Below are 24575 nucleotides of genomic sequence, written 5' to 3'. Positions count from 1 at the left end.
CGTCCCGGGGTCCGCGGGCCCGGGTGTCCCGGTCCGGCCCCGCGGTACGGACGGCGGTGTCTCGCCCCTCGGACTCCCCCGCGTCCGCGGCACGGTCCGCGCGACCGGCGCTATCCGGCGAGGACGATGTTGGTGCCGCGGACGGTGATGTCGACGCCGTCCTTCGCCGCCTCGACCTTGTCCAGCTTGATGCCGCCGGGCAGCTCGTCGATGGTCTGCTGGAAGTCGGTGATCTCCCGGATCCGGGACTCCGCCAGGGTCACCCCGCCCAGCTCCGGCAGGTTGTCGGCCTTCACGCCGAGCCGGTTGTTCTTCACGGTGACCGAGCTGAGCACATGCGCCGGCTCGGAGACCTTCTTGCCGGCCAGCGTCACCTCCACGGCCACGTCGATCTTGCCGTTGCCGCCGTCGGAGAGTCCCACGATGCGGGCGGTGACGCCGGGGGCGACCTGGGACGGCTCCGGGTCCGCGGCCTTCAGCAGCTCGTCGTAGGCGATGGTCGCCGTCCCCCTCGCGGTGGCCGCGGTGGCGGAGCTGAAGTCGCCGGAGAAGTCGACGCCCTTCATGTGCGCCCGCAGATCGTCGACCCGGACCCGCTCGCTGCCGTCGGCGGTGGCCGCCTCGTAGCCGTCGATGCCGACCTCCACGTCGTCCAGCTCACCGCCGGCCACCTGGGTCAGGAACGGGAAGCCGTTGATGGAGACGTCCGGGGTGGTGGACAGGTTCTCGCGGGACTTCAGCCGGTCGGCCACCTCGCCCTCCGCGAAGTGGACCGCGAGCCGGTCGGCGGCGACGAAGAGCCCACCCAGGATCACCACGGTGATCAGCAGTATTCGCAGTGCGCGCATTGTTCCCCACCTCGGTCTTACGGACGGGCTCACGGTAGCGCCCGGGGAAAGCCCGCCCGGCATATTGTCGACCACCTGTGACAGTGACCGCCGGGCGGCCCGTCACACCAGCGCCCGTCCCAGCACCCACACCACCGGCGCCGCCGCGCTCAGCGGCAGGGCGACGCCCGCCGTGAAGTGCACGAAACGGGACGGGTAGTCGTAGCTCGCCGCCCGGTGCCCGACCAGCGCGCACACCGCCGCGCCGGCCCCGAGCAGCGCCCCGGAGGTCCCCACCCCGGTCATCGCACCGGCCGCGACGCCCGCGCCGGCCGCCGCGAGCAGCGCGACGACCACCGAGGCGGGCGTCGGCAGCGGCAGCGCGCGGGCCAGCACGGCGACCGCCACGGCGGCCCCGCCGACGGTGACCGCGTCCGCCTCGGCGGCCAGGTAGCCGCCCGCCACGATCGCCAGCGCCGCCGCGGCGACGGACGCCATCAGGCCGTACATCCGCTCGTCGGGCTCGGCGTGCGAGCGCAGGTTGAGCACCAGGCAGAGCAGCACCCAGACGCCGAGGGTGCCCAGGATCGCCGCCGGGGAGCCGTCGGCGACCAGCAGCGCGGCGTCGGCGACCAGCGCGCCGAGGAAGCCCAGCGCGATGCCCTGCCGGGCCGGCCACATGCCGTTCAGCCGGAACCAGCCCGCCGCGGTGACCGCCTGGAGCGCGACCAGCGGCACCAGCACGGCGTACGTGCCGACCGCCGCCGCCCCGGCCAGCAGCAGGCCCAGCAGCGCGGTGAGCAGGGCCGGCTGCATCCCCGGCTCGATGATCGGCGACCGGCCCTCGGCGCGGGCCCGCTGCGCGTCGGTGATGCGCGGGTTCCCGGCGAGGGTGGCGGGGCCGTAGCCGTCGTCGGGGGCGGCGGGGGCGGGTGCGGGCGGCGGGGTGTGGGGCTGGGGTTGCGGCTGCGGCTGGGATTGCGGCTGGGGCTGGGGCTCGTACGGCTGTTGGTACTGGGGCTGCTGGTACTGCGGCTGCTCGTACCCGGGCTGCCGGTACGGCTGCTGCGGGTACGGCTGCGGCTGCCCCTGGTACTGCTGCTGCGGGTACGGGGCCTGCTGGTACTGCTGCGGCGGCAGGTACGCCGTCTCCTCCGGGGAGGCCGCCGGGACCGGCGGCTGCACGGACGTCTCCCAGGTCTGCCCCTGCCACTGCTGGGTGTGCTGCTGGTCGGCGTACGGATCGTCGTACCCCTGGCCGGGCCAGGCGGCCGGCGGTGGCGTCGGCTGCTGCCGCTGCCGGTACGGGTCGGGGGTCCCGTGGTCGGGGGTCCCGTACCCCGCGTATCCGTCGTACCCCTCGTACGGCTGGTTCGTCATCGGTCACCCTCCTGCGAACGGCGGGAGCACCTCGACCGTGCCGCCGTCGGCCAGCCGTACCGTCTCATGCGCGCGGGTGCCCACCGGACCGCCGTCGACGAGGAACGAGCAGCGCAGCAGGACGCGGGCGAGTTCCCCGGGGTGTCGGCCGCGTACGGCGTCGAGCGCCTCGGCGAGGGTCTCCGCCTCGTACGGCTCCTCGGCCACCCCGGCCGCGGCCTTCGCGGCGGCCCAGTAGCGCACCGTGACCTTTGCCATCTGGTTCCTCTGTCGGACGTCTGTGGACAGGGGCCAGGCTAGCCCGCCTTGTCGACCGCCCAGTCGGCGATCCGGCGCAGCAGGTCCTCGCCGGTGGCGTGCTCGGCGTGGCCCATGCCGGGCTCCAGCCAGATTTCGCCGTGGTCACCGGCGGCCTCGGCCAGCATCCGGGGGTGGTCGACGGGGAAGTAGCCGTCGCTGTCGCCGTGCACGACCAGCAGCGGGGCGGGGGCGATCCGGGGCACCGCCTCGACCGGCGAGAGCGGCACCGGGTCCCAGTCGCGGTGGTGGATGCGGGTGCGCAGGCCGTACCGGCCGACGAGCCGGCCCGCGGGCCGCAGCACCAGCCAGTGCAGGCGCCGCATGGGGGCGGTGCCCCGGTAGTACCAGCGGGCCGGGGAGCTGACCGAGACCACCGCGTCGACGCCCCGGTGCAGTGCCGCGTGCCGCAGCACCACCGAGCCGCCCATGGAGAAGCCGACGGTCACCACGCGGGTGTGCCCGAGGCTCCGGGCCCAGTCGACGGCCGCCGCCAGGTCGAGGACCTCGCGGTCGCCGACCGTGGAGCGCCCGCCGGAGGCGCCGTGGCCGCGGAAGGAGAACGTGACGACGGCGCCCCGCCGGGCGAGGCCCGCCGCGATCCGCCGGACGTGCGGGCGGTCGGCGTCCCCGGTGAATCCGTGCGCGATCACGAACACCAGGTCGCGGGCGGGTGAACCCCCGTTTTCGTATACAGCGCGACCGGGGTCGTATACGGAATCGATCCGCACCCCGTCGGACGTGTGCAGATACCTCCGCAAAGGCCCCCGTGCGGCCGTCTCGTCATGCGGACGAAGGGTGGATCGGGCCACATGACCTGCCGAACCGTCGTTCATGTCGGCTATTCTGCTCGGCAGAGGACTCGGGCAGAGAAGCCCCCGGGTCCTTTCGTGCTTTCGGAAGCGTTGTATACGAGGCGGGAAACCGCAGGTGTACGGCTATCGGTCGCAGTAAGAAGCAGTTCCGCATACGTCCTCGCAGGGACCGAGGAGGAACCAAGACGTTATGAGTTCACTGCTGCTCCTGACCAATGCCCTTCAGCCGTCGACGGAGGTGCTTCCCGCCCTCGGCCTGCTGCTGCACAACGTGCGTGTGGCCCCGGCGGAGGGGCCCGCGCTGGTGGACACCCCCGGCGCCGACGTGATCCTGATCGACGGCCGGCGGGACCTGCCGCAGGTGCGCAGCCTGTGTCAGTTGCTGCGCTCCACGGGTCCCGGCTGTCCGCTCGTCCTGGTCGTCACCGAGGGCGGCCTCGCCGCCGTCACCGCCGACTGGGGCATCGACGACGTACTGCTGGACACCGCCGGTCCGGCCGAGGTCGAGGCCCGGCTGCGGCTGGCCATGGGCCGCCAGCAGATCGTCAACGACGACTCGCCGATGGAGATCCGCAACGGCGACCTGTCGGTGGACGAGGCGACCTACAGCGCCAAGCTCAAGGGCCGGGTCCTGGACCTGACGTTCAAGGAGTTCGAGCTGCTCAAGTACCTCGCGCAGCACCCGGGCCGGGTCTTCACCCGCGCCCAGTTGCTCCAGGAGGTCTGGGGCTACGACTACTTCGGCGGCACCCGGACCGTCGACGTGCACGTACGGCGGCTGCGGGCCAAGCTCGGGCCCGAGCACGAGTCGCTGATCGGCACGGTCCGCAACGTCGGCTACCGCTTCGTGACGCCCGAGAAGCCCGAGAAGGGGGAGCGCGCGGCGGAGGAGGCCAAGGGATCGGCGGAACGCCCCGCGGCGGACGACCCGGACCCGGCACGGACGGCCGGGGCGGCGGAGGCGCGGGCGTAGGTCCGAGGGCCGGGGTGCGGAGGCGCGGGCGTGGGTCCGAGGCTCGGCGCGCGGAGAGGCACGGACGTGGGTCCGAGGCTCGGGGCGCGGTCCGGGCGCGGGCGCCCAACCTGTGATACTGCCCTGCCCGGGGCGGGTCCATCCGCGTAGACTCCGCGCGTGGCCAAGGTGACTCGGGACGATGTGGCGCGGCTGGCGGGGACTTCCACCGCCGTCGTCAGCTATGTCATCAACAACGGACCCCGGCCGGTCGCCCCGGCCACGCGCGAGCGTGTCCTCGCCGCCATCAAGGAGCTGGGCTACCGGCCCGACCGGGTCGCCCAGGCGATGGCCTCGCGCCGCACCGACCTCATAGGGCTGATCATCCCCGACGCCCGCCAGCCCTTCTTCGGGGAGATGGCGCACGCGGTGGAGTGGGCCGCCGCCGAGCGCGGCAAGATGGTCCTGGTCGGCAACACCGACTACGTCGCCGAGCGCGAGGTGCACTACCTGCGCGCGTTCCTCGGGATGCGGGTCTCCGGCCTGATCCTGGTCAGCCACGCGCTGAACGACCAGGCGGCGGCCGAGATCGACGCCTGGGACGCCCGGGTGGTGCTGCTGCACGAGCGCCCCGAGGCCATCGACGACGTCGCCGTGGTCACCGACGACCTGGGCGGCGCCCAGTTGGCCGTGCGGCACCTGCTGGAGCACGGCTACGAGTACGTGGCCTGCATGGGCGGCACCGCCGACACCCCGGCCGTCGGCGACCCCGTCTCCGACCACGTCGAGGGCTGGCGGCGGGCGATGCGGGAGGCGGGACTGCCCACCGAGGGCCGGCTGTTCGAGGCGCCGTACAACCGCTACGACGCGTACCGGATCGCGCTGGAGATCCTCGCCGGGCCCCGGCGTCCGCCGGCGATCTTCTGCTCCACCGACGACCAGGCGATCGGCGTGCTGCGCGCCGCCCGCGAACTGCGCATCGACGTGCCGGGCGAGCTGGCGGTGGCCGGGTTCGACGACATCAAGGAGGCCGGGCTGGCCGACCCGGGCCTGACCACGGTCGCCTCCGACCGGTCGGCGATGGCACGGTCCGCCGTGGACCTGGTGCTGGACGACGCGCTGCGGGTCGCGGGGTCGCGGCGGGAGCGGCTGAAGGTGTTCCCGTCCCGGCTGGTGCTGCGCCGGTCCTGCGGCTGCGGCTGAGCACCCAGGGCGCCCTTATATCGGGCATACGAGCTTCTGCCGGGCTTCTCAGGCCGCACTCAGGAGGCTCTCATCGTCGGCGGACATGCTCGTGGACATGACCGAGAGCATCCGCCGCAGCGGCGAGTACGAGCCCCCGTACGACAACCCGTACGCGACCTCCCCCGAGGGCGCCCAGCAGCACGCCTCCGCTCATCCCTCCTCCGCGCAGCCCGAGCCGGCCCCCTACTGGGGGTCCCCGGTGAACCCGGAGTGGCCGCCCCCGCCGGCCCAGCCGCCCGCCGGTCCTGCCGATCCCGCCGGTTCCGCCGGTCCCGCCGCCGGGGACGGGGCGCCGAAGAAGCGCGTCCGGCGTCCGTTCGCCCTGCTCGCCGCGGTGGCGATCGTCGCGGCGGCGGTCGGCGGCGGCACCGCCTACGGCATCCAGGAGCTGACCGGCTCCGACACCGTGGCCGCGTCCACCAGCACCAACGTGGTGCCGTCCAGCCAGAAGGGCACCGTCTCCGGGGTCGCCGCCGCGGTCAGCCCCAGCATCGTCGAGATCAACGCCGCCTCCAGCGCCGGCTCGTCCACCGGCTCCGGCGTGATCATCACCAGTGACGGCGAGATCATCACCAACAACCACGTGGTCTCCGGTGCCTCCTCGGTCAAGGTCACGACCAGCGACGGCAAGGAGTACACCGCCGAGGTCGTCGGCACCGACAGCTCCAAGGACCTGGCGCTGATCAAGCTCCAGAACGCCTCCGGCCTGCAAGCCGCCTCCCTCGGGAACTCCGACGCCGTCAAGGTCGGCGACCAGGTGGTGGCGATCGGCTCGCCCGAGGGCCTGACCGGCACCGTCACCAGCGGCATCGTCTCCGCCCTGAACCGGGACGTGACCGTCTCCACCGGCGAGGGCCAGCAACAGCAGGGCGGCGGTCAGTGGCCGTTCGAGTTCGGCGGCCAGGAGTTCAACGGCGACACCGGGTCGTCCACGACGACGTACAAGGCGCTCCAGACCGACGCCTCCCTCAACCCGGGCAACTCCGGCGGCGCGCTGATCGACATGAACGGCGACATCATCGGCATCAACTCCGCGATGTACTCGGCCGCCGGCTCCTCCTCCGCCGACGCGGGCAGCGTGGGCCTGGGCTTCGCGATCCCGATCAACACCGTCAAGGCCGACCTCGACACGCTGCGGTCGGGCGGCACGGACTGAGGAGCCACCCCGTGATCCAGCAGGTCGCGCGCCCCCTGACCGGCACCTGCCCGGCCCGGGCATGACCCCCGCCCCCGCCATCCCTTCCCGTACCCGCCCGCCGGCGTGCGAGGCTGAGGAGCGTCAGCCCTACGACGCCCACCGCATCCGAGGAACCGAGCCCATGAGCCCCGCAGACGGCGACCGTGACACCCAGCGCATCCTGATCGTCGACGACGAGCCCGCGGTCCGCGAAGCCCTCCAGCGCAGCCTCGCCTTCGAGGGGTACGGCACCGAGGTCGCCGTCGACGGCGCGCAGGCGCTGGAGAAGGCCGCCGCGTACCGGCCGGACCTGCTGGTCCTGGACATCCAGATGCCCCGCATGGACGGCCTGACCGCCGCCCGGCGGATCCGCGCGGCCGGCGACACCACCCCGATCCTGATGCTGACCGCCCGCGACACCGTCGGCGACCGGGTCACCGGCCTGGACGCGGGCGCCGACGACTACCTGGTCAAGCCGTTCGAGCTGGACGAGCTGTTCGCCCGCATCCGCGCGCTGCTGCGGCGCAGCTCCTACGCGGCGGCGGTGGCGGCCTCGGCCGAGTCCAACGACGTCCTCACCTTCGGCGACCTGAGCATGAACCTGTCGACGCGGGAGGTGCGGCGGGGCAGCCGGCCGGTCGAGCTGACCCGCACCGAGTTCACCCTGCTGGAAATGTTCATGGCGCACCCGCGCCAGGTCCTCACCCGGGAGCAGATCCTCAAGGCCGTCTGGGGCTTCGACTTCGAGCCGTCGTCCAACTCCCTCGACGTGTACGTGATGTACCTGCGCCGCAAGACCGAGGCGGGCGGCGAGCCGCGCCTGGTGCACACCGTGCGGGGCGTGGGGTACGTCCTGCGGCAGGGGGGCGCCGAGTGAGCGCGGTGACCCGCCGGGTCCGTGCGCTGCCCATCCGGGCGCGGCTGTCGCTGCTGGTGGCGGCGGCGGTGGCGTTCGCGGTGGCGGCGGTGTCGGTGACGTGCTGGTTCATCGTGCAGGACAAGCTGTACCAGCAGCTCGACGACGAGCTGGAGAAGGCCGCGCGCCTGACCTCGCCGCAGCAGGTCGACCAGATCAGGATGGCGCTGGCCAACTGCACGCAGGACACGGGCCAGGGCGGTTTCCGCAACACCTACTCCCAGGTGGTCACGGCGGACGGCACCACCTGCCTGTTCGCGAACTCGGTGGGCGAGATCAAGGTCACCGCGGCCGACAAGAAGGTCATCGAGAACGCCGGGAACACCGAACCCCTCACCCGCAACGGCACCGACGAGGACGGCAACGCGCTGCGGGTGCGGACCGTGCCGATGACCCTCGGCAACCCGCTCACCCAGGAGAGTTCGCGCGCCGCGCTGGTCGCCGCCGTGCCGCTGAAGGGCACCGAGTCCACGCTGAACGACCTGGCCCTGATCCTGCTGCTCTGCTCCGGCCTCGGCGTGCTCGGCGCGGGCGCGGCGGGGCTCGCGGTGGCCCGCGCGGGGCTGCGTCCGGTCGACCGGCTCACCGAGGCGGTCGAGCACGTGGCCCGGACGGAAGACCTGAGCGTCGCCATCCCGGTGGACGCGGACGCGGAGGACGAGATCGCCCGGCTCTCCCGGTCGTTCAACTCCATGACCGCGTCCCTGGCCAGCTCCAGGGAGCTCCAGCAGCAGCTCATCGCCGACGCCGGCCACGAGCTGCGCACACCGCTCACGTCCCTGCGGACCAACATCGAACTCCTCACCCGCAGCGAGGAGACCGGCCGCCCGCTGCCCGACGCCGACCGCAAGGCGCTGCTCGCCTCGGTGAAGGCGCAGATGACCGAGCTGGCCGCGCTCATCGGCGACCTCCAGGAACTCTCCCGCCCCGACACCGGCCAGCACACCGGCCGCACCCGCATCCTGGCCTGGCAGGACATCGTGGAGTCGGCCCTGCGCCGCGCCCGCCTGCGCGGCCCGGAGCTGACCATCACGGCGGACGTCGAACCCTGGTACGTACGGGCCGAGCCGGCCGCGCTGGAACGGGCGGTGGTCAACATCCTCGACAACGCGGTGAAGTTCTCCCCCGAGGGCGGTGTCATCGACGTCCGCCTCACCGAGGGCACGCTCACCGTGCGCGACCACGGCCCCGGCATCTCACCGGCCGAACTCCCGCACGTCTTCGACCGCTTCTGGCGCTCGGAATCCGCCCGCTCCCTGCCCGGCTCCGGCCTCGGCCTGTCCATCGTGGCCCGCACGGTCCAGCAGTCGGGCGGCGAGGTCACCCTCGCCCCGGCGGAGGGCGGCGGCACGGTGGCGACGATCCGACTCCCAGGAGCGCCGGTCCCGCCCCCGGAAACCCCCGCCCCGGAAGACCCCCCTCAGCCCTGACCCCGAACCCCTTCGAGAAACGCCCCCCAGGCCCCGGCCCCGAACACGACGACGACCTCGCCCCCGACCTTGCTGTCCCGCACCGGCACGAGGTCGGGGCAGCCTACGGCTACCTCGACGCAGTTGTTGTCACCGCCGTCGCTGTAGCTGGACTTCCGCCAGGTGACGAGGGTGTTGGTCATGAGGTGTGCTCCTCCAGTACGTCCCTGATGAACGTCAGTGATTCCGGCGGCGGCAGCGCCAGGTCGCGGAGCCGATCGTAGGACAAGCGGTGCTGCCTGACATCGTGGGGATCGTCCAGCAGCAAGCCCCCGCTGTCACCTTCCGTGTAGGCGACGGCGCTTTCGTCCTCCTGCCAGAGCAGAGTCAGCGAGCCCTTGCCCATCAGCGGGTGCAACCCCGCGGAGAACGGCAGCACCTGGACGACCACGTTGGGCCATCCGGCGACCGACTCGACGTGCCGCAACTGACCTGCCCAGGTCTCGGTACTCGCGGAGGGCCGACGGAACGCCAGCTCATCGATGATGAAGCGGACACTGGGCGCCGGACTGCGCCGCAGCAGAAGCTGGCGGCCGAGGCGGGCGGCCACCTGCTCCTCGACGACGTCCATGTCCTGGTCCGTTGCCCGGGGATCGGACAACAGCTCCCGCGCCAGTTCCTCCGTCTGGAGCAGACCGGGGATGTTCGGCGCGTATTTGTGCATGATCCGCGCCGTCGACTCCAACCGCATGAACTCCTTGTACTTGTCCTTGAACGCGTCGAGCCGGGCGAGTCTCCAGAGGCTGGCCAGGAGGTCGCCGGAGCCGTAATAGCTGTCCAGGTCCTCCATGACCGTGACCTTGGACAACCGCTCCCCGGACTCCAGTCGGCTCAGGTAGCTCTTGTCGTAGCCGGATTCCTCGGCGAGTTGGCCGAGCGACTTCCCCGCCTTCTCGCGCAGGTGCCTGAGGGTGCGGCCCAGCACCGACCGTCCCGATACCCGCTCCGCGTCGATCACTTCCGTCACGTCGGCCCTCCCAGATGCCCCGCGCCGCAGGCAACGCCCGCCCTCTTCCGCAGCGTACTCACTCACAGTGACAGTAGAGGTGCGATACGTCAGCACTCGCCCGACCGAAGGACCCCCCGTGAACGACGGCCTGCGTCTGTTGCCCTGGACCACCTCCGACGGTGAGCCCTGTTATCTCCGTGCCGACGGGCCGCGCAGTCGGCTGTCGCGGCTGGCGGACGACATCGAGGAGGCGCAGCTCGCGTCGGCGGCGCAGGTGCTGGTGGGGTGCAAGGGCGTGCTGAAGGACGCGAAGGCCGGGGAGCGGGCCGTGCGGTTCGCGCTGGTGCGGGCCGTGGAGTCGCTGGAGGACGTGGTGCGGGTGGCGGTCAGCCGGGGCGGGCGGTGACCGAGGGGGGCGGCAACCTCCCGCCCCCCGGCTGCGACCCACGGGTGTCATGTACGCACCCGCATGAACGGAAGCAGCAGCCGATGAGACACCCCCACAGGAACGCGCTCGGCGCCCTCCTCCCGCTCGCGCTCGCCGCCGGTCTCGTCCACGCGGCGGGCGCCGGGCCGCGCGACGCCATCGGGACGACCGCCTCCACCGCCACCACCCTCACCGTCGCCAAGGACGGCACCGGCCAGTACACGACCGTGCAGGCCGCCGTGAACGCCGTCCCCGCCAACAACCCCTCCCGCGTGGTCATCGCCGTCAAGCCGGGCACGTACCGCGAGACGGTGAAGGTACCGTCGAACAAGCCGCACGTGACCCTCCAGGGCACCGGCGGCAGCCGCACGGACACCGTGATCGTCTACAACAACGCGTCCGGCACCCCGAAACCGGACGGCTCGGGGACGTACGGGACCAGCGGCAGCGCCACCGTCGCCGTCGAGGCCGACGACTTCCAGGCCCGCAACCTGTCGATCACCAACGACTTCGACGAGAAGGCCAACCAGTCGCTCTCCGGGCACCAGGCCGTCGCCCTACGCACCGCCGCCGACAAGGTGTTCCTCGACGGCGTGATCGTCACCGGCGACCAGGACACCCTGCTCCTCGACACCGCCGCCAAGGACCGGCTCGGGCGGGTCTACATGAGCAACTCGTACGTGCTCGGCAACGTCGACTTCATCTTCGGGCGGGCCACCGCCGTGATCGACCGGTCCGTGATCACGCTGCGCAAGCGCTGGGACGGTTCCTCCGCCGGGTACGTCACCGCGCCCAGCACCGCCGCCGGACGCAAGGGCATCCTGATCGCCAACTCCACGGTCAACGGGGACGTGTCCAACGGGTCGTTCTACCTCGGCCGGCCCTGGCACGCGGGCGGTGACGCGTCCCTCGACCCGCAGGCCACCGTCCGGAACACCACCCTCAGCGCCGCGATCAAGGCGGCGCCCTGGACGGACATGAGCGGGTTCTCCTGGCGGGACGACCGGTTCGCGGAGTACCGGAACACCGGCCCCGGTGCGGGCACCGCGAGCGCCGACCGCCCGCAACTCACCGACGCCCAGGCCGCCGACCAGGAGGTCACGGACTGGCTCGGAGACTGGACCCCGGCCGCCTCGTGACGCGCGACGGCCGCTGAAGGAGGCCGGTGCGGGGACGACGCGCGCACGTCTTTCCGCACCGGCCACCGCACTGCTAGCGCACGATCGTGATCCGGTTCGCGGCCGGTGGTGCGATCGGGGACGCCGCCGAGGAGTTGGCCGTCAGGTACCGCTCCAGCGCGGTCAGGTCGTCGGCGCCCACCAGGTCGTCGGTGCCCTGGCCCAGCGTGGTGAAGCCGTCGCCGCCGCCCGCGAGGAAGCTGTTGCTGGCGACCCGGTAGGTGGCCGACGGGTCGATCGGGGCGCCGTTCAACCGGATGGAGTCGGTGACGACCCGGTCCGCGCCCGACTTGGTGAGGTCCAGCGTGTACGTCAGTCCGGCGGAGACCTGGAGGATCTTCGGCGCGGCCTGGTTGACGCCGCTGACCTGCTCCTTGAGTACCTGGATCACCTGGGCGCCGGTGAGGTTCTGGAGGTTGACCGTGTTGGCGAACGGCTGGACGGTGAAGCCCTCCGCGTACGTCACCACGCCGTCGCCCTCGCTCCCGCTCGCCGCGTAGGTGAGGGAGGCGCGGATGCCGCCGGGGTTCATCAGGGCGAGGTCGGTCTCCGGGTCCAGCTCCCTGCCGTGGGCGAGCTGCGCGTCGGCGATGAGGTCGCCGAGCGGGGACTCGGTGCCGCTGTTGCCGATGTCACCGGAGATGTAGCCGATGGGCCGGTTGCCGATGGGCGCGGCCAGCGTGTTCCACTTGCCGATCAGCGCGGTCATGTCGGGCGCCTTGGCGACATCGCGGGTGACGACGTGGTTCGCGGACTTCACCGCCGTACGGGCGATGTCGCCGGTCCTGCGGTCGTAGGTGAGCGTCGTGTCGGTGTAGAGGCGGCCGAAGGACGCGGCGGAGGTGACCATGCGCGGGTTGCCCGCGGGGTCGGGGATCGTGCAGACGTACGCGTTGTGGGTGTGCCCGGTGACCAGCGCGTCGACTTGGGGCGTGACGTTTCTGGCGATGTCGACGATCGGCCCGGAGATGCCGTCGCCGGCGCCCGGGGCGTCGCAGTCGTAGTTGTAGGAGGACGAGGCCGGGTAGCCGCCCTCGTGGACGAGCGCCACGATCGACTTCACGCCCTGCTTCTGGAGCACCTTGGCGTACTTGTTTATCGTCTCGACCTCGTCCTTGAAGGTGAGGCCCTTGACGCCGTCGGCAGAGACGATGCCGGGGGTGCCCTCCAGGGTGACGCCGATGAAGCCGACCTTGACGCCGTTCTTCTTCCACACCCAGTAGGGCTTGAGGATCGGCTTGCCGGTCTTCTCGTCGAGGACGTTGGCGGCCAGATAGGGGAAGTCGGCGCCCTCGAACCGCTTGTCGGTGTAGCAGCCCTCGGTGGGGTGGCAGCCGCCGTTCTGCAGGCGGGCCAGCTCGGCGGCGCCCTCGTCGAACTCGTGGTTGCCGACGCTGGTCACGTCCAGGTCGAGCTTGTTCAGCGCCTCGATGGTGGGCTCGTCGTGGAAGAGGCCGGAGAGCAGCGGGGAGGCGCCGACCATGTCGCCGCCGGCCGCGGTGATGGAGTACCGGTTGCCCTTGCGGGCCTCGCGCAGATGGGTGGCGAGGTACTCCACGCCGCCCGCGTCGACCGTCTTGGTGGTGCCGTCGGGCTGGGTCTCGGTGACCCGGCCGGAGGAGCCGGACGGCGGTTCCAGGTTGCCGTGCAGGTCGTTGAAGGACAGGAGCTGGACGTCCTGGTAGCGCCCGGAGGCGTGGCCCGGGGTGTGGCCCTTGCCGTGGCCCGCGCTCGCCGAGGCCGGCAGCGCGGCGGCGGCGAGCGCCCCGGCGCTGACGACGGTGGCGGCGGCCACGAGGAGCCGCCTGGTACGGCGCCTGCGGCGCGGATCGTGCGGCGGCTGAGCGGTGGCTGGCATGCGCTCCCCTGTGGGTCTGCGTGGATGCGGCCGCCGGCATGACGGCCCGCGGCGCAGCCTAAAGTCAACGCGCGTAGCACAACAGGGGGTCAAGGGTTACATCCTGGTTTACTCCCTGCCGCCGTAACCCCCGGTCCGCCCCTTACTCTCGTACGCATGACCAGCGACGACACCGCGCGGCTCGGCCGCCCCCGCTCGATCGAGACGTACGCCGCCCTCACCGACGAGCAGACCGAGGCGGTCCTGGCGCTGCTCGCCGAGGCCGCCCGCCGGGACGGTCAGCAGGCCGTGTCCGAACAGGGCCGGCTGCATCTGCGCGGCGGCGCCCGGGACGGCATCGCGCACCTGCTGCTGACCGTGGACGGCGAACTCACCGGGTACGCGCAGTTGGAGGACACCGACCCGGTGGAACCGCCCGCCGCCGAGCTGGTCGTCCACCCCGGGCGGCGCGGGCAGGGCCACGGACGGGCGCTGGGCGCGGCCCTGCTGGCCGCCTCCGGCAAGCGGCTGCGGGTGTGGGCGCACGGCGGGCACTCCGCCGCCCGGCACCTCGCGCAGGTCCTGGGGCTGACCCTGTTCCGCGAACTGCGGCAGATGCGCCGCCCGTTGACCGGCCTGGACCTGCCGGACCCGGTGCTCCCGGAGGGCGTGAGCGTCCGTCCGTTCGTGCCGGGGCGGGACGAGCCGGCGTGGCTCGCGGTGAACGCCGCCGCCTTCGCCCACCACCCCGAGCAGGGCTCCCTCACCCTCCGCGACCTCGAAGACCGGGAGGCCGAGCCCTGGTTCGACCCCGAGGGCTTCTTCCTCGCCTTCCGCGGGGAGGAGCTGATCGGCTTCCACTGGACCAAGGTCCACCAGGCCGAACAACTGGGCGAGGTGTACGTCGTCGGCGTCGCCCCCGGCGCCCAGGGCGGCGGCCTCGGCAAGGCCCTCACCACGATCGGCCTGCGCCACCTCGCCGGACGGGGCCTGCCCACCGCGATGCTGTACGTCGACGCCGACAACAAGGCGGCGGTCTCGGTCTACGAGCGCCTGGGCTTCACCACCCACGAGACGGACCTGATGTACCGCACGGAGACGTGAGCGGGCGGGTCCGTACGGAGACGTGAGCGGGCAGGTCCGTACGGGGGAATGAGGGGGCGGGTCCGTACGGGGAAGTGCGGGCCGGGCCGGCCGGTGTCTCAGCGGCGGCGGCCGAGCCGCTCCCGGCCGTACAGGCCCCACGCCGCCACCGCCGCCGCCAGGAGCAGCGCCCAGCGGTCGTGGGCCGCCGCCCAGCGGTCGTCGTCGGCCGGGACGAACAGGGCCCAGCGCTCCGGCAGCAGCAGCGGGGCGAGGACGGCCGCGGCCAGCAGGCCCGCCGCGACGCCCGGACCCGGCCGGGGGCGGTCGGTGAGCCGGACCCCGGCCGCCGCGCCCGCGAGGGCGAGCAGGCCGACGGCCGCCGCCTCCAGGGTGACGTCACCGACCGGGGGCCGTATCTCCGCGGGGACCAGGAGCACCGCCGCCGCCCACCACAGGGCGACCGGCGGGGCCACCAGGGCGGCGCGCAGGGCCTGCCGGGCGAGCCGCCGGACCGGTACCGCGGCCGTGGTGTGCCGGGCCGGGTCGTCCAGGAGGAAGGCCAGGCCCAGACCGCCGGTCAGGGCGACGCAGCGCAGCAGGTCGAGTGCCGGTCCGGCCGCCGCTGTCCCGTCCGCCAGCCGGGGCACGGCGGCGAGCAGCAGCCCGACGCCTCCGGCGGCCGTGAGGGTCGGCCACGGCAGGGTGCGCAGCACGGGGAGCAGCGACGCCCAGGTCACGCGCACGAGTCCGCCTTTCCGGGCCCGGCGACGCCCAGCAGCTCGGCCACCCGCGCGGTCGTCACCTTCGGCGAGGTCAGCTCGGCCCAGTGGGCGCGCACCTTGGCCGCGACCCCGGCCAGGGGCCGTTGCAGCAGCCGCCGTACGACGTCGGTCTGGCCCTCCGTCATGGTCAGCGGGTCGGTCGGGGAGAGGACGATCGCGGCGCCGCTGACACTGTCGTCGAGGCGGACCCGGCGCAGGGCGTCCACCGGGTCGTCCTGCCAGCTCAGCGAGAGCCACATGACGGTCACCATCCGGCCGTCGCACATCGTGTCGCTCGCCGCCTCGCTGCCCGCGACCAGCACGGCGGCGACGGCGGTGGAGAACTCCGGCACCCGGTTGCCGCCCCAGGCGGTGCCGACGGTCACCTGGTCCCGGCGGGTGGCCGGGGGGATCGCGGAGTCGGCCGCCGGGCCGTAACGGGCGTCGATCCGCTGGCGTACCAGAAGCTGCCGGTCGTGCGCGGCGGGGCCGGTGAGGGAGCGGACGCGGTCCACCACCGTCGCCCACTGGGCGGTGCGCGGCACCCACTCGGGGAACGCGCAGTACCTCGACCCGGCGCGCTCGACGCAGGTCTGCTCCTTCTCAGGGGTCACGGTCGCCCGCTCCCGGGCGGCGGTGAGGGCCGGGGAGTCCCCGCCGGCCTGGGCGACGGCCCCGGTCACCGCCAGGGCGAGGGTCAGGGCGACGCCCGCCTTCACGGTCAGGCCCCGGGCGCCCGACACCAGCACCGCGAGGAAGGCGACGCACAGGGCGGCACCCGCGAGGTACAGGGCGTGCCAGGCGGCGGGGCGGCCGATCAGGTCGGAGGGGAGCGGGGTGGTGCTCGCCTCGGAGACCACCGGCGCCAGCCACCGGGTGCCCTCGCCCTGGAAGGAGAACGCGCCGAGCACGAACACGAACAGGAAGCAGACGGAGAGCAGCGGGGCCGCCGACGGCACGGGCAGCAGCCGGGCCAGCAGCACGCCGACCGCCCCGAACAGCAGCACCGTCAGCGGTCCCGCCAGCAGCTCGGCCGGCGAACCGTGCCCGATCGCGCCCGGCTTGAGCGCCTCCCACGTGAACTGCCCGGTGACGCACCCGGCGGTGAGCAGCACCACCGGCAGCAGTGCCAGCACATGGGCGGCGGTGCGCCGGCCGCGCGGGACGACCAGCACCGCGAACTGGTCCTCGGTGCCGTGCCGTCGGGAGCGCAGGACGGCGAGGTTGGCGCTCAGCAGCACCGCCATGCCGACGAGCAGGGGCCCGGCCTGGGTCGACCGGTCGGCGTCCTGCAGCGCCGGGTAGCCGGCGAAGGACTGCCGGGTGCGCCAGCCGATCCAGCCGATGTACACCACGAAGGCGAGGACCACCGGGGCGCTCGACAGCAGCTTGCGCGCCTCGAACCGGGCCAGGGCGAGCACCGCCCGCGCCCCGCCGGCCGCCGCCGCGCGGTCCGCCGCCGGGGGCGCCGGGGAGAGCACCGCGCTCATGCCGCCACCCCCGCGCCCATGCCGTCCAGGACGAGCAGGTAGCCGTCCTCCAGGGTGGCTTCGGCCAGGTCGGCGCCGGCGGGCGGGTCCCCCACGTTGCGGAAGGTGCCGGTGCCGGTGCGCCAGCCCGCCTTCGCGCCCGGATCGCGCTCGGTACTGCTCCACACCCGCCCGGCGGCCCGCGCGGTCAGCTCGGCGGGCGTGCCGTCGAAGCGGACGGTCCCCCCGGCCATGACCAGCACCCGCCGGCAGAGCATCGCGACGTCCTCGGTCTGGTGGGTGGACAGCAGCACGGTCCGCCCCTCGCCCGCGCGGGCGATCAGCTCCCGGAACCGCATCCGCTGCTCGGGGTCGAGCCCGACGGTCGGCTCGTCCAGCACCAGGAAGCCGGGGTCGCCGACGAGCGCGGCGGCCAGCGCCACCCGCTGCCGCATCCCGCCGGACAGCTTCCGTATCCGCCGCCCGCGCACCTCCCCGAGCCCGACCTCCTCCAGCACCCGCCGCACCTCGCGGTGCCGGGCCCGGCGGTCGGTCAGCTCCTTCAGGATCGCCACGTAGTCCACGAACTCGAAGGCGGTGAAACCCGGGTGGAAGCCGGGCGTCTGCGGCAGGTAGCCCAGGTGCCGCCGGACCTCCTGGCGGCCGCGGGCGGTCCGCGGGTCGTGTCCGAGGACGGTGAAGGAGCCCCGGTCGGCGGGCACGGCGGTGGCCAGCACCCGCAGCAGCGTGGTCTTCCCGGCGCCGTTCGGCCCGAGCAGCCCGGTGACGCCCGGGGTCAGCCGCAGCTCCACCTCGTCGAGGGCGCGGGTGCGGCCGTAGTGCAGGCTCAGCCCGGAGGCGGAGACGGTCGGATTCATCTAGAGACTCCCCTGGGGACGACGGAGGGACGCGCTGTCGAAACGGTCCCTCAGCAGGAACAGCAGCCCGGTGGCGAACACGGCGACGGCCGCGCTCACGCCCTGTCCGGCCGCGGTGAACGGCGCCAGCGGGCCCCCGGCCGGCTCGCGCGCGGCGTCGGCGGCGAGCAGCAGCGCCACCCAGCCCACGCCGACCGCCGAGGGCGCGGCGACCGGGCCCAGTCTGGGGGTGAGCGCCAGCCCGGCCGCGGTGAGCGCCAGCGCGGGCAGCAGCCAGGCCAGTGCGCGCAGCCCGTAGCCGGGCAGGGCGAGCGTCGCCAGGCCGTTCAGCCCGATGCCCGTGCCGAGCACGGCGACCGTGCGGATCATCAGCAGTTTGAACCCGTGCGTCGGCGCCACCACGGCCATCTCGTACGTGGGGTCCAGCGCGGGTCCGTACGACAGGGCCACGCCGGCCAGCGGCAGCAGCGGGGCGAGGGCGAGGAAGACGGTCGGCGAGGCGGCGTGGTCGCCGAGCGCCCCGGCGAGGACGGACATCGTCAGCACCAGCACGACCGCGCCCAGCCAGGAGCCCCGCAGCACCGGCGTCGCGGTGAGCAGCCGCGCGATGTGGTCCGGCACCCCGGCCCGCACCAGCAGCCCCTCGCACCACCCCCTCCGGGGCGCGTCCAGCTCCGCATCGAGCCGCTCCCACCCGGCGTCCAGCGCGACCGGGTCGGTCACCTCGGCGAGCACGCCCCGGCACACGGCGCAGCCCGTCAGGTGGGCGTCGGCCGACCACAGCCCCGGGGGCGCCAGCTCCCCCCGCGCATAGGCCCGCAGGTCCTCTTCCGTCACGTGCCAGCTCATGCCAGGGCCTCCCGCAACTGCTTGCGGGCACGCATCGCCCGCGTCTTGACCGTGCCCGGCGGAACACCGAGCAGGACGGCGGCCTCACGGGTGGTCAGCCCGTCCACGACCGTCGCCTGGATCACCGCGCGCAGCTCCGGGGAGAGCCGGACCAGCGCCCCGGCGAGGTCCCCGTGCTCGACCCCCGAGAGCACGCGTTCCTCCGCCGAGACCTCCTCGCGGTGCCGCAGTCTGGCCAGGGCCTGCCGCAGTCTGCCCCGGGCCCCGTCCCCTCGCAGGGCGTCAATCAGCCGCCGCGACCCGATCCGCCACAGCCACCCCGCCACGTCACCGTCCTGCCGGTAGCGCGCGCTGCCGCGCCACACGGCGAGGAAGGTCTCCTGCACGACGTCGTCGACGACCCCGGAGTCGGCGCAGCGGCCCCGCAGCCGGGCGGCCAGCCAGGGGGCATAGCGGCGGTACAGCTCCTCGAAGGCCCGCCGGTCCCCGTCGTCGGCGACGGCCCGGAGCAGCTCCCCGTCGCTTCGCGTTTCGCTCACATCTCCTCATCGGACGAGCCCGCCGGATCGGTTCTCACGATCGCAGCCCGTTTCCCGCCCGCCCGCGCTCCTCTCCCCTCCGGGCCCGCGTCCGCCCGCGCGACTCCCCCTCCGGGCCCCCGTCCGCCCGCGCGACTCCCCCTCCGGGCCGCCCCCCGGTGTCCGGCACGTCATGTCGCCGTAACCGGTGATTCAGACGGGCTTGCCACGCTCAGCGAATGCAGCCCGCCGTGCCCGCGTCCTCACCGCCCCCGGAGAGGCCAGTGGACCTACCCGAGACGTCCGACGCGCCTGACCTGCCGCAGGCGCGGAAGAATGGGTTCATGAGCCAGCCGAACGCCCAGGCAGAGGTCCAGCACACGCAGCCCTCCGTGGGTTCCATCGCCGCCCACCGCCCGCACACGGTCGCCGCCACGGTGTCGGACCTGGAGCCCGACATCGACGCCGACCTCGACGCGTACGAGGAGTCGGAGGAGTCCCAGGCGGGCGGCGCCCAGCTCCCGCAGGGCCGCTTCCTGGACCGGGAACGGAGCTGGCTGGCGTTCAACGAGCGGGTCCTGGAACTCGCCGAGGACCCGGACACGCCCCTGCTGGAGCGCGCCAACTTCCTCGCGATCTTCGCCAGCAACCTGGACGAGTTCTTCATGGTCCGCGTGGCCGGACTGAAGCGCCGGATCGCCACCGGCGTCGCCACCCGGTCCGCCTCCGGCCTCCAGCCCCGCGAGGTACTGGAGATGATCTGGGCGCGCTCCCGGGAGCTGATGGCCCGGCACGCCGCCTGCTTCCACGAGGACGTGCTCCCGGCGCTGGCCGACGAGGGCATCCACCTGGTCCGCTGGAAGGAGCTGACCGAGAAGGAGCAGGCCCGCCTGTTCACCCTGTTCCGGCACCAGATCTTCCCGGTCCTCACCCCGCTCGCCGTCGACCCCGCGCACCCCTTCCCGTACATCTCGGGCCTCTCGCTGAACCTCGCGGTCGTCGTCCGCAACCCGGTCACCGGCCACCGGCACTTCGCCCGGGTCAAGGTGCCCCCGCTGCTCTCCCGCTTCCTGGAGGCGTCCCCGGGCCGGTACGTCCCCCTCGAGGACGTCATCGCCGCCCACCTGGAGGAGCTGTTCCCGGGCATGGAGGTGCTGGAGAGCCACGCCTTCCGCCTCACCCGCAACGAGGACCTGGAGGTGGAGGAGGACGACACCGAGAACCTGCTCCAGGCCCTGGAGAAGGAGCTGATGCGGCGCCGCTTCGGCCCGCCGGTCCGCCTGGAGGTGGAGGAGTCCATCGACCGCGAGGTCCTGGACCTGCTGGTGCGCGAGCTGAAGATCGGCGAGGCCGAGGTCTACCCGCTGCCCGGCCCGCTGGACCTCACCGGCCTGTTCCGCATCCACGGCCTGGACCGGCCGGAGCTGAAGTACCCGAAGTTCGTCGCCGGCACCCACCGCGACCTCGCCGAGGTCGAGTCCGCCTCCGCGCCCGACATCTTCGCCGCGCTGCGCAGCCGGGACGTCCTGCTGCACCACCCGTACGACTCCTTCTCCACCTCCGTCCAGGCGTTCCTGGAGCAGGCCGCCACCGACCCGGACGTGCTGGCGATCAAGCAGACGCTGTACCGGACCTCGGGCGACTCCCCCATAGTCGACGCGCTCATCGAGGCCGCCGAGGCCGGCAAGCAGGTCCTCGTCCTGGTCGAGATCAAGGCCCGCTTCGACGAGCACGCCAACATCAAGTGGGCCCGCAAGCTGGAGGAGGCCGGCTGCCACGTCGTCTACGGCCTGGTCGGCCTGAAGACGCACTGCAAGCTGTCGCTCATCGTCCGCCAGGAGGGCGAGACGCTGCGCCGCTACAGCCACGTCGGCACCGGCAACTACCACCCGAAGACGGCCCGCCTGTACGAGGACCTCGGCCTGCTCACCGCCGACCCGCAGGTCGGCGCGGACCTCTCCGACCTGTTCAACCGGCTCTCCGGCTACTCCCGCCGGGAGACCTACCGCCGGCTGCTGGTCGCCCCCAAGTCCCTGCGCGACGGCCTGGTCTCCCGCATCCACAAGGAGATCCAGCACCACCGCTCCGGCCGGCCCGCGTACGTCCGCATCAAGGTCAACTCGATGGTGGACGAGGCGATCATCGACGCCTGCTACCGGGCCTCGCAGGCGGGCGTCCCCGTCGACGTGTGGGTGCGCGGCATCTGCGCGCTGCGCCCCGGCGTGCCGGGCATGTCGGAGAACGTCCGGGTCCGCTCGATCCTCGGCCGGTTCCTGGAGCACTCCCGGGTCTTCGCCTTCGGCAACGGCGGCGAGCCGGAGGTCTGGTTCGGCAGCGCCGACATGATGCACCGCAACCTCGACCGCCGGATAGAGGCCCTGGTCCGGGTGACCGACCCGGCCCACCGGGCGGCCCTGTGCCGCCTGCTGGAGACCGGCATGGCCGACACCACCGCGTCCTGGCACCTCGGCCCGGACGGCGAGTGGACCCGGCACGCGACCGATCCGGACGGCCAGCCCCTGCGCAACATCCAGGAGATGCTCATAGACGCCCGGAGGCGCCGGCGTGGCACAGCAACACCTTGAACCGACGCACCCCACGGCCGCCGCCGGTTCGGTACCGGCCGACGCCCTCGCGGGGTATCTGCGGGCGCAGGCCACGGAGTTCCTCCGGGCGCTGCGCCTGCACCGGGAGACCGGCGCGAACGGCACGGAGGGCTCCGGCGACGCGGCCCGCGCGCTGCGCCGCGCCGCCCGCCGGATCAGCGGCAGCCTGCACACCTTCCAGCCGCTGCTGGACAGCGACTGGGCGGAGTCGATGCGCCCGGAACTGGCCTGGCTGTCGGGCACGCTGGCGCTGGAGCACGCGTACGCCTCCCGGCTGGAGCGGCTGCTCCAGGCGCTGCACCGGCTGTCCGGCCCGGCGGCGTTCCCCGCCCAGTCCCGGGGCGCCCGGGTGACCGACCCGCCGGGGCCGGCGGCGGCCGACCGCGGCCACCTCACCGTCGGCGCGGCCAAGGCGGGCGCCCTGCTGGACCGGCAGCTCACGCTGGCCCGGACCCGGGCGCACTCGACCGCGCTGCAGGCCCTGGGCAGCAGCCGGTTCCACGCGGTCGCCGACAAGGTCGCCGTCCTCGCCAGCGACGTACCGCTGGCCGCGGGCGCGGACGCGGCCGACTGCCGTCCGCTCGCCGCGGCGGCCGAGGACCGCCTCACCGACGCGGTGGCGGCGCTGCCGCTGGTCACCGCGGGCAGCCCGTACAACGCGGAGGCGCTGGTGCACGGCCTCTCCCCGGACCCGGCCCCGCATCCGCAGGACGCCCCCTGGCACCAGGTCCGGCTGCTGCTGCGGCTGCACCGCTACGCCCGTGAGGTCGTGGCCGGCGGCGAGCCGCCCGTCGACGTGCGGACGCTCGCGGCCGGCGAGGCCCTGGACCGGCACCGCGACGCCTCGGAGGCCGCCGCGGCGGCGGCGCAGGCGGCCCGCACCCCCCGGATCGCCCCGGCGACGGCGTACGCCCTGGGGGTGCTGCACGCCGATCAGCGGCATGAGGTGGAGGCGGCGCGGTACGCGTTCCAGCACTGCTGGCGCAAGGAAGCGGTCGGTACGCCGTAGGCAGGCGGTATCCGGCCGGCGAGCGGTCTGGGAGCGAGGCAACGGTGGGCATTTCAGGCGTATCCGGTGACTCCGACGGCCTTCACGGCCCGGTCGTCCACGCGGCCGGCTGTGTCCTGTGGCGCCGCTCCCCCGTGACCGGTGCCCTGGAGATCTGCCTGGTCCACCGGCCGAAGTACGACGACTGGTCGCACCCCAAGGGCAAGCTGGAGCCCGGCGAGGAGCCCCTCGCGGGTGCGCTGCGCGAGGTCGCCGAGGAGACCGGGCAGCGGGCCGTGCCGGGCCCGGAGCTGCCCACCGCGCGGTACGCCGTGGACGGCCGGCCCAAGCAGGTGCGCTACTGGGCGGCCGAGGCCGTCGCGGGCACGTTCGTACCGAGCCGCGAGGTGGACCGCGTGCTCTGGCTGGCCCCCGACGCCGCCCGCGCCCGGCTCACCCAGCCCCGGGACCGCGACCTGATCGACGCCCTGCTGGCCGCGACCGGCCGTTCCTGAACTGACTCGGACCGTCCCCGGAACGCCGGTCGGAACCCCTCCGTGTCCTCGACGTAAGCGTTCCGTGACCTCACCGCACCGACGGCAGGGGTTCACCCCTCGTTCATTTACGGCCATCGGCGCCTTCACCTGATCTGCCTAATTTCAGCCTTACCCGATACGGGGCGCATCCCGAATACGTGTCCGTATCGCCCAGACCTACCTCGCACGCCGCCGAACAGGACGGCGGCTCCTGGAAGGAATTCCCTCAGTGAAGCTTCAGCGCAAGAACCGGCGGGCCCTCGCTCTCGGTGCTCTCGCCGTCTCCGGCGCCCTGGCCCTCACGGCGTGCGGCTCGGACGACACCGGCAGCGAGACCAGCGGCGGCGGCGCCTCGGCGACCACCCAGGCCGGCGACATCAAGTGCGACGACGCCTCGGGTCAGCTCCAGGCATCCGGTTCCTCCGCCCAGAAGAACGCGATCGACGCCTGGGTCAAGCAGTTCGCCGCCGCCTGCAAGGGCGTGCAGATCAACTACAACCCGACCGGCTCGGGCGCGGGCGTCACCGCGTTCACCCAGGGCCAGACGGCCTTCGCCGGTTCGGACTCCGCGCTGAAGCCCGAGGAGATCACCGCCTCCAAGAAGGTCTGCTCCGGCGGCCAGGGCATCGACCTGCCGATGGTCGGCGGCCCGATCGCGGTCGGTTTCAACGTCCCCGGCGTCGACTCGCTGGTCCTGGACGCCCCGACGCTCGCCAAGATCTTCGACAGCAAGATCACCAAGTGGAACGACGCGGCGATCAAGAAGCTCAACCCCGACGCCAAGCTCCCCGACCTCAAGATCCAGGCGTTCCACCGCTCGGACGAGTCCGGCACCACGGACAACTTCACCAAGTACCTCAAGGCCGCCGCGCCGAGCGACTGGAAGTACGAGCCGGGCAAGTCCTGGGAGGCCAAGGGCGGCCAGTCCGCGCAGGGCTCCTCCGGCCTGGCCCAGCAGGTGACCCAGACCTCCGGCGCCATCTCCTACTTCGAGCTGTCCTACGCCAAGGACGGCATCAAGACGGTCGACATCAAGACCGAGGCCGCCGAGCCGGTCAAGGCCACCGTCGAGAACGCGACCGCCGCCATCGGCGCCGCCAAGGTCATCGGCACCGGCAAGGACCTCGCGCTGGAGCTCGACTACACCCCCTCCGCCGCCGGCGCGTACCCGATCACCCTGGTGACGTACGAGATCGTCTGCGACAAGGGCAACAAGGCGGAGACCCTGCCCGCCACCAAGTCCTTCCTCAACTACATCGCCTCCGAGAGCGGTCAGGGCCTGCTGGCGGACGCCGGCTACGCCCCGATGCCCGACGAGATCATCACCAAGGTCCGCGACACCATCTCGGCCCTGAGCTGACCCGAGTGCGGTCCGGTCCCCGCCCGGGACCGGACCGCACCGTCCGGTGCACCGC

Annotated in this window: 23 protein-coding genes and 1 pseudogene; 12 read left to right on the top strand and 12 right to left on the bottom strand. The window is 73.3% G+C overall.

The window, feature by feature from the left end; genetic code table 11:
* Nucleotides 1-110: 110 nt before the first annotated feature.
* From IE316_RS14350 to IE316_RS14335, 4 genes are all read right to left on the bottom strand, one after another.
* The gene (locus IE316_RS14350) at nucleotides 111-848 is read right to left on the bottom strand and encodes an LmeA family phospholipid-binding protein (protein WP_190204699.1); all 738 of its coding nucleotides are present in this window, start codon (nucleotides 846-848) and stop codon (nucleotides 111-113) included.
* Nucleotides 849-950: 102 nt separating this feature from the next.
* Entirely contained in the window at nucleotides 951-2207 is a 1257-nt protein-coding gene (locus tag IE316_RS14345) for a hypothetical protein (RefSeq protein ID WP_190204698.1), read from the bottom strand.
* A gap of 3 nt (nucleotides 2208-2210) precedes the next feature.
* A complete protein-coding gene (locus IE316_RS14340; protein WP_190204697.1) occupies nucleotides 2211-2465 on the bottom strand; it encodes a MoaD/ThiS family protein in 255 nt (84 codons plus the stop codon).
* A 38-nt stretch (nucleotides 2466-2503) separates the two neighbouring features.
* On the bottom strand, nucleotides 2504-3340 hold the full coding sequence (locus IE316_RS14335; RefSeq protein WP_190204696.1) for an alpha/beta hydrolase: 837 nt from the start codon (nucleotides 3338-3340) through the stop codon (nucleotides 2504-2506).
* Nucleotides 3341-3509: 169 nt separating this feature from the next.
* Between IE316_RS14335 and IE316_RS14330 the strand changes: the two genes are divergently transcribed.
* From IE316_RS14330 to IE316_RS14310, 5 genes are all read left to right on the top strand, one after another.
* Nucleotides 3510-4292, top strand: a complete 783-nt coding sequence (locus IE316_RS14330) for a winged helix-turn-helix transcriptional regulator (protein ID WP_190204695.1) — start codon at nucleotides 3510-3512, stop codon at nucleotides 4290-4292.
* Nucleotides 4293-4451: 159 nt separating this feature from the next.
* Nucleotides 4452-5474 (top strand): LacI family DNA-binding transcriptional regulator, encoded by a 1023-nt coding sequence (locus IE316_RS14325; protein ID WP_190204694.1) that lies wholly within the window; start codon nucleotides 4452-4454, stop codon nucleotides 5472-5474.
* Nucleotides 5475-5571: 97 nt separating this feature from the next.
* Nucleotides 5572-6672, top strand: coding sequence for a S1C family serine protease (locus tag IE316_RS14320; RefSeq protein ID WP_190204693.1), 1101 nt, complete (start codon nucleotides 5572-5574; stop codon nucleotides 6670-6672).
* Nucleotides 6673-6835: 163 nt separating this feature from the next.
* The gene (locus IE316_RS14315; RefSeq protein WP_190204692.1) at nucleotides 6836-7570 is read left to right on the top strand and encodes a response regulator transcription factor; all 735 of its coding nucleotides are present in this window, start codon (nucleotides 6836-6838) and stop codon (nucleotides 7568-7570) included.
* Nucleotides 7567-9039: a HAMP domain-containing sensor histidine kinase gene (locus tag IE316_RS14310; RefSeq protein WP_190204691.1), complete on the top strand. Its 1473-nt coding sequence runs from the start codon at nucleotides 7567-7569 to the stop codon at nucleotides 9037-9039. The genes IE316_RS14315 and IE316_RS14310 overlap by 4 nt, the downstream gene beginning before the upstream one ends.
* Here the strand turns inward: IE316_RS14310 and IE316_RS14305 are convergent.
* Nucleotides 9030-9221: a DUF397 domain-containing protein gene (locus IE316_RS14305; RefSeq protein ID WP_190204690.1), complete on the bottom strand. Its 192-nt coding sequence runs from the start codon at nucleotides 9219-9221 to the stop codon at nucleotides 9030-9032. The genes IE316_RS14310 and IE316_RS14305 overlap by 10 nt on opposite strands.
* On the bottom strand, nucleotides 9218-10045 hold the full coding sequence (locus IE316_RS14300; protein ID WP_190204689.1) for a helix-turn-helix domain-containing protein: 828 nt from the start codon (nucleotides 10043-10045) through the stop codon (nucleotides 9218-9220). Before IE316_RS14300 ends, IE316_RS14305 begins: the two co-directional genes overlap by 4 nt.
* Before the next feature lie 118 nt (nucleotides 10046-10163).
* Between IE316_RS14300 and IE316_RS14295 the strand changes: the two genes are divergently transcribed.
* Entirely contained in the window at nucleotides 10164-10433 is a 270-nt protein-coding gene (locus IE316_RS14295; protein WP_190204688.1) for a hypothetical protein, read from the top strand.
* A 155-nt stretch (nucleotides 10434-10588) separates the two neighbouring features.
* Nucleotides 10589-11593 (top strand): annotated as a pseudogene (locus IE316_RS14290) (pectinesterase family protein); the annotation flags it as partial.
* Nucleotides 11594-11666: 73 nt separating this feature from the next.
* Here IE316_RS14290 and IE316_RS14285 read toward each other — a convergent pair.
* A complete protein-coding gene (locus IE316_RS14285; RefSeq protein WP_190204686.1) occupies nucleotides 11667-13490 on the bottom strand; it encodes a bifunctional metallophosphatase/5'-nucleotidase in 1824 nt (607 codons plus the stop codon).
* 156 nt (nucleotides 13491-13646) lie between these two features.
* Here IE316_RS14285 and mshD point away from each other — a divergent pair, with 156 nt between their 5' ends.
* The gene (mshD, locus tag IE316_RS14280; RefSeq protein ID WP_190204685.1) at nucleotides 13647-14573 is read left to right on the top strand and encodes a mycothiol synthase; all 927 of its coding nucleotides are present in this window, start codon (nucleotides 13647-13649) and stop codon (nucleotides 14571-14573) included.
* Nucleotides 14574-14671: 98 nt separating this feature from the next.
* Here mshD and IE316_RS14275 read toward each other — a convergent pair whose 3' ends face one another.
* From IE316_RS14275 to IE316_RS14255, 5 genes are read right to left on the bottom strand one after another with little or no spacing between them, the layout of a single operon-like run.
* Complete coding sequence (locus IE316_RS14275; protein ID WP_229910395.1) at nucleotides 14672-15298, bottom strand: ABC transporter; 627 nt, start codon at nucleotides 15296-15298, stop codon at nucleotides 14672-14674.
* The gene (locus IE316_RS14270; RefSeq protein WP_190204684.1) at nucleotides 15289-16806 is read right to left on the bottom strand and encodes an ABC transporter permease; all 1518 of its coding nucleotides are present in this window, start codon (nucleotides 16804-16806) and stop codon (nucleotides 15289-15291) included. Before IE316_RS14270 ends, IE316_RS14275 begins: the two co-directional genes overlap by 10 nt.
* Nucleotides 16803-17663, bottom strand: a complete 861-nt coding sequence (locus IE316_RS14265) for an ABC transporter ATP-binding protein (RefSeq protein ID WP_190204683.1) — start codon at nucleotides 17661-17663, stop codon at nucleotides 16803-16805. Before IE316_RS14265 ends, IE316_RS14270 begins: the two co-directional genes overlap by 4 nt.
* Nucleotides 17664-18512, bottom strand: a complete 849-nt coding sequence (locus IE316_RS14260; protein ID WP_190204682.1) for a cupin domain-containing protein — start codon at nucleotides 18510-18512, stop codon at nucleotides 17664-17666. It lies immediately after the preceding gene.
* Nucleotides 18509-19051, bottom strand: coding sequence for an RNA polymerase sigma factor (locus IE316_RS14255; RefSeq protein WP_190204681.1), 543 nt, complete (start codon nucleotides 19049-19051; stop codon nucleotides 18509-18511). Before IE316_RS14255 ends, IE316_RS14260 begins: the two co-directional genes overlap by 4 nt.
* A 323-nt stretch (nucleotides 19052-19374) precedes the next feature.
* On the opposite strand from IE316_RS14255, the gene IE316_RS14250 reads away from it, so the two are divergent.
* The 4 genes from IE316_RS14250 (at nucleotide 19375) to pstS (ending at nucleotide 24520) form a co-directional block, all read left to right on the top strand.
* Entirely contained in the window at nucleotides 19375-21615 is a 2241-nt protein-coding gene (locus IE316_RS14250; protein ID WP_190204680.1) for an RNA degradosome polyphosphate kinase, read from the top strand.
* Nucleotides 21596-22645, top strand: coding sequence for a CHAD domain-containing protein (locus tag IE316_RS14245; protein WP_190204679.1), 1050 nt, complete (start codon nucleotides 21596-21598; stop codon nucleotides 22643-22645). The genes IE316_RS14250 and IE316_RS14245 overlap by 20 nt, the downstream gene beginning before the upstream one ends.
* Nucleotides 22646-22695: 50 nt before the next feature.
* On the top strand, nucleotides 22696-23139 hold the full coding sequence (locus IE316_RS14240; RefSeq protein WP_190205069.1) for an NUDIX hydrolase: 444 nt from the start codon (nucleotides 22696-22698) through the stop codon (nucleotides 23137-23139).
* 250 nt (nucleotides 23140-23389) lie between these two features.
* A complete protein-coding gene (gene pstS / locus IE316_RS14235) occupies nucleotides 23390-24520 on the top strand; it encodes a phosphate ABC transporter substrate-binding protein PstS (protein ID WP_190204678.1) in 1131 nt (376 codons plus the stop codon).
* Nucleotides 24521-24575 lie beyond the last annotated feature (55 nt).

Origin of the sequence: Streptomyces fumanus, assembly GCF_014655295.1 — a bacterium.
In the GTDB taxonomy this organism is placed as follows: domain Bacteria; phylum Actinomycetota; class Actinomycetes; order Streptomycetales; family Streptomycetaceae; genus Streptomyces; species Streptomyces fumanus.
Note: the sequence above shows the minus strand (reverse complement) of the source record. Positions and strands in the feature narration are given on the sequence as shown.

Bases quoted from the DNA above. Each gene is read 5' to 3' on its own strand.
- IE316_RS14350 (WP_190204699.1), bottom strand. From the start codon at position 848: ATGCGCGCACTGCGAATACTGCTGATCACCGTGGTGATCCTGGGTGGG.
- IE316_RS14345 (WP_190204698.1), bottom strand. From the start codon at position 2,207: ATGACGAACCAGCCGTACGAGGGGTACGACGGATACGCGGGGTACGGG.
- IE316_RS14340 (WP_190204697.1), bottom strand. From the start codon at position 2,465: ATGGCAAAGGTCACGGTGCGCTACTGGGCCGCCGCGAAGGCCGCGGCC.
- IE316_RS14335 (WP_190204696.1), bottom strand. From the start codon at position 3,340: ATGAACGACGGTTCGGCAGGTCATGTGGCCCGATCCACCCTTCGTCCG.
- IE316_RS14330 (WP_190204695.1), top strand. From the start codon at position 3,510: ATGAGTTCACTGCTGCTCCTGACCAATGCCCTTCAGCCGTCGACGGAG.
- IE316_RS14320 (WP_190204693.1), top strand. From the start codon at position 5,572: ATGACCGAGAGCATCCGCCGCAGCGGCGAGTACGAGCCCCCGTACGAC.
- IE316_RS14315 (WP_190204692.1), top strand. From the start codon at position 6,836: ATGAGCCCCGCAGACGGCGACCGTGACACCCAGCGCATCCTGATCGTC.
- IE316_RS14305 (WP_190204690.1), bottom strand. From the start codon at position 9,221: ATGACCAACACCCTCGTCACCTGGCGGAAGTCCAGCTACAGCGACGGC.
- IE316_RS14285 (WP_190204686.1), bottom strand. From the start codon at position 13,490: ATGCCAGCCACCGCTCAGCCGCCGCACGATCCGCGCCGCAGGCGCCGT.
- mshD (WP_190204685.1), top strand. From the start codon at position 13,647: ATGACCAGCGACGACACCGCGCGGCTCGGCCGCCCCCGCTCGATCGAG.
- IE316_RS14270 (WP_190204684.1), bottom strand. From the start codon at position 16,806: ATGAGCGCGGTGCTCTCCCCGGCGCCCCCGGCGGCGGACCGCGCGGCG.
- IE316_RS14265 (WP_190204683.1), bottom strand. From the start codon at position 17,663: ATGAATCCGACCGTCTCCGCCTCCGGGCTGAGCCTGCACTACGGCCGC.
- IE316_RS14260 (WP_190204682.1), bottom strand. From the start codon at position 18,512: ATGAGCTGGCACGTGACGGAAGAGGACCTGCGGGCCTATGCGCGGGGG.
- IE316_RS14250 (WP_190204680.1), top strand. From the start codon at position 19,375: ATGAGCCAGCCGAACGCCCAGGCAGAGGTCCAGCACACGCAGCCCTCC.